Source organism: Nocardiopsis chromatogenes YIM 90109 (assembly GCF_000341185.1).
Taxonomy (GTDB): Bacteria; Actinomycetota; Actinomycetes; order Streptosporangiales; family Streptosporangiaceae; genus Nocardiopsis_A; species Nocardiopsis_A chromatogenes.
The window spans coordinates 417-3703 of record NZ_ANBH01000159.1 but is presented as its reverse complement, the minus strand read 5'-3'; the positions used below and the strand labels follow the sequence as shown (position 1 = coordinate 3703).

The 3287-nt window shown below is 73.0% G+C and carries 3 protein-coding genes; 1 reads left to right on the top strand and 2 read right to left on the bottom strand.

Features of this window, described 5'->3' with window-relative positions; genetic code table 11:
* Nucleotides 1-140 precede the first annotated feature (140 nt).
* Nucleotides 141-1250 (top strand): glycerophosphodiester phosphodiesterase family protein, encoded by a 1110-nt coding sequence (locus tag D476_RS0116595; protein WP_017625057.1) that lies wholly within the window; start codon nucleotides 141-143, stop codon nucleotides 1248-1250.
* 18 nt (nucleotides 1251-1268) lie between these two features.
* Here D476_RS0116595 and D476_RS0116590 read toward each other — a convergent pair whose 3' ends face one another.
* Both D476_RS0116590 and D476_RS33550 read right to left on the bottom strand, forming a co-directional pair.
* Nucleotides 1269-1946, bottom strand: a complete 678-nt coding sequence (locus tag D476_RS0116590) for a response regulator (RefSeq protein WP_017625056.1) — start codon at nucleotides 1944-1946, stop codon at nucleotides 1269-1271.
* On the bottom strand, nucleotides 1946-3220 hold the full coding sequence (locus tag D476_RS33550; protein WP_017625055.1) for a sensor histidine kinase: 1275 nt from the start codon (nucleotides 3218-3220) through the stop codon (nucleotides 1946-1948). Before D476_RS33550 ends, D476_RS0116590 begins: the two co-directional genes overlap by 1 nt.
* Between the last annotated feature and the right edge of the window lie 67 nt (nucleotides 3221-3287).

The window sequence follows — 3287 nt, the reverse complement described above, 5'->3', positions numbered from 1 at the left end:
GGCCGGTGGCCACAAGCGGACCGCCCATTTACTTTTCCGGTGCGCGTGGGTTTTCGTTCAAGCCGAGTGAAGCCCGGCGACGCACGGGTGCGGAAACGTCCCATGGCGCCCGTGCACCACCCGCGGACATAAGGAGACCCATGCCGCGCACCCCCAGATGGATCGCCCTGGCCGCCACCGCCGCCACCGCCGGAGCGCTCCTCGCCTCCGTGCAGGCCCCCGCGGCCGCCGCCCCGGCCGAGCGGCCGGTCCCGGCGCCCACCGAGGAGTCCCTGGCCGACGAGCCCTGGGTGATCGCCCACCGCGGTGCCTCCGCCTACCGCCCCGAGCACACGCTGTCCTCCTACCGGCTGGCCTACAAGATGGGTGCCGACGTCGTCGAGCCCGACCTGGTGCCCACCAAGGACGGCCACCTGGTGGCCCGGCACGAGAACGAGCTGAGCGGCACCACCGACGTCGCCGACCGGCCCGAGTTCGCCGACCGCCGCACCACCAAGACCATCGACGGGCGCAGCGTCACCGGCTGGTTCTCCGAGGACTTCACGCTCAAGGAGATCAAGACCCTGCGGGCCGTCGAGCGCGTGCCCGACATCCGCCCCGACAACACCCGCTTCGACGGCGCCTTCACGATCCCCACCTGGGAAGAGGTCGTCGCGCAGTGGGAGCGCAAGACCAAGAACCCCTGGTACCGGGACGTCAAACTCATCCCCGAGCTGAAGCACGGCGCCTACTTCGACTCCATCGGCCTGGACACCGAGGAGGCCCTCGCCGCGTCCCTGGAGGAGCACGGCCTGGACGGCGAGGACGCCCCCGTCATCGTCCAGTCCTTCGAACCGGACAGCGCGCGCGAGGTGGACGAGCGGGTCGACACCCCCGTCGTGCAGCTCATCGGCTCCGGCCAGCAGGAGCTCACCACCCCTGAGGCGCTCGACGGCATCGCCGAGTACGCCGACGCCATCGGCCCCGACATGCGCTGGGTGCTGCCCATCGGCGAGGACGGCCGTGCAGCAGAGCCCACCGGGCTGGTCGCCGACGCCCACGAGCGGGACCTGCTCGTCACCCCCTACACCCTGCGCAGCGAGAACGGGTTCCTGCCCGAGGGGTACCGCACGGGCGACGACCCCACCGCCTACGGCGACTACCGGGGCTACTACACCGCGGTCCTGCGCACCGGCGTGGACGGGGTCTTCACCGACAACCCCGACCACCTGCGCCGGGTCCGCGACGCCTGCCTCCACGCGTGGGCCTGAGCCCGCTCAGCCGCTCTTTCAGCCGCTCTTCTCGAAGCGGTAGCCCATCCCCGCCTCCGTGATCAGGTAGCGGGGGTGGGCGGGGTCCGGCTCCAGCTTGCGCCGCAGCTGCGCCATGTACACGCGCAGGTAGTTGGTCTCGCTCTGGTAGGCCGGGCCCCACACGTCGTGCAGCAGCCGCCGCTGGCTCACCAGCCGCCCGGCGTTGCGCGCCAGGATCTCCAGGATGTGCCACTCGGTGGGGGTGAGCCGCACCTCCCGGCCGTCCCGCTCCACGCGCTTGGCGCCCAGGTCCACGGTGAAGGCGCCGGTGGCCACCACCGGCGCCTCCTCCACGTGCACCGAGCGCCGCTGTGCGGCGCGGATCCGCGCCAGCAGCTCGTCCATCCCGAACGGCTTGGTCACGTAGTCGTCGGCGCCCTGGTCCAGGGAGCGCACCTTCTCGCTGGCCGAGTGGCGCGCCGAGAGCACGATGATCGGCACCTGCGTCCACCCGCGCAGCCCCTCGATCACGTCGCCGCCCTCCATGTCGGGCAGGCCCAGGTCGAGCAGGACCAGGTCCGGGGGGCTCTTCGCGGCCGCCTGCAGGGCCCCGGCCCCGTCGAAGGCGGTGTCCACGTCGTATCCCCGGGCGCGCAGGTTGATCCGCATGGCCCGGATGATCTGGGCGTCGTCGTCGACGACGAGAATCCGCATCAGGCGTCCTCGGCTTCCGGTTCGGGCGCCGCGCCCTCGGGGGCGGCGGAGCGCAGGGTGAAGACCATCGTCAGGCCCCCGCCGGGGGTGTCCTCGGCGGCCAGGTAGCCGTCCATGGCCTCGGCGAACCCGCGGGCCACGGCCAGCCCCAGGCCGATGCCGGTGCCGCGGGGCGCGTCCCCGAGGCGCTGGAAGGCCTCGAAGATGCGCTCCTTGTACTCGTCGGCCACGCCGGCGCCGTGGTCGACGATGCGCAGCTCCACGGCGCCCTCGTGGGCGCTGGCGGCCACCCGCACCGGCGGGCCGCCGGCGGGGGAGTGGCGCACCGCGTTGTGCAGCACGTTGGCCACCGCCCGCTCCAGCAGGCCGGTGTCCACCCGCACCCGCGGCAGCGCGTCGGGCACGTCCACCTCCACCGCGGCCGGGGGCACCCCGATGAGCGCGGCGGGGACCACCTCCTCCAGCCCCACCTCGCGGATCTTGGGGGTGACCGTCTCGGTCTGCAGGCGGCTCATGTCCAGCAGGTTGCCCACCAGCCCGTTGAGCCGGTCGGTGGACTCCTCGATGTTCTCCAGCAGCTCGGCGCGGTCCTGCCCGTCCAGGTGGATCTCGGGTGAGCGCAGGCTGGACACGCTGGCCTTGATCGAGGTGAGCGGGGTGCGCAGGTCGTGCGAGACCGCCGCCAGCAGCGCCGTGCGGATCTTGTTCCCGGCCGCCTGGCGCCGTGCCAGGGCGGCGTCGCGGGCCAGCCGCTGGCGCTCCAGGGCGATGCCGATGTGGCTGGCGAAGGCGCTGAGGATCTGCCGGTCGGAGGCGGGCAGCACCCGTCCGCGCAGCGCCAGGGCCAGCGAGTCGCTGACCGACACCAGGGCGTCGGCCTCGTCCGGGGTGGCGCAGGGCGCCTCGCCGTGGCTCTCCACCAGCGACCAGGTGCCGTCGTCGCGCTGCTCCAGCAGCGCCACCGAGCGCTGCGCGAACGTCTCGCGGATGCGGACCAGCAGCGCGCGCAGCGGGTTCTCCGAGGCCAGCACGCTGCCCGCCAGCAGGGAGATGGTGGAGGCCTCCGAGCGCGCGCGGGCGGCGGCCATGGAGTGGCGCTTGGACAGGTCCACCACGAACGCCACCAGCACGCCGACGAACACGAACACCGCCAGCGCGAGCGTGTTGTCCGGCTCGGCGATGGTGACCCGGTACAGCGGCGGTGTGAACAGCACGTTCAGCAGGAGGCTGCTCCAGACCGCGGACACGATCGACGGCCACAGGCCGCCCACCATCGCCACCCCCACCGTCCCGGTGAGGAAGAGCAGCAGGTCGGTGGTGAGCCCCAGCCCGTCGAGCGGC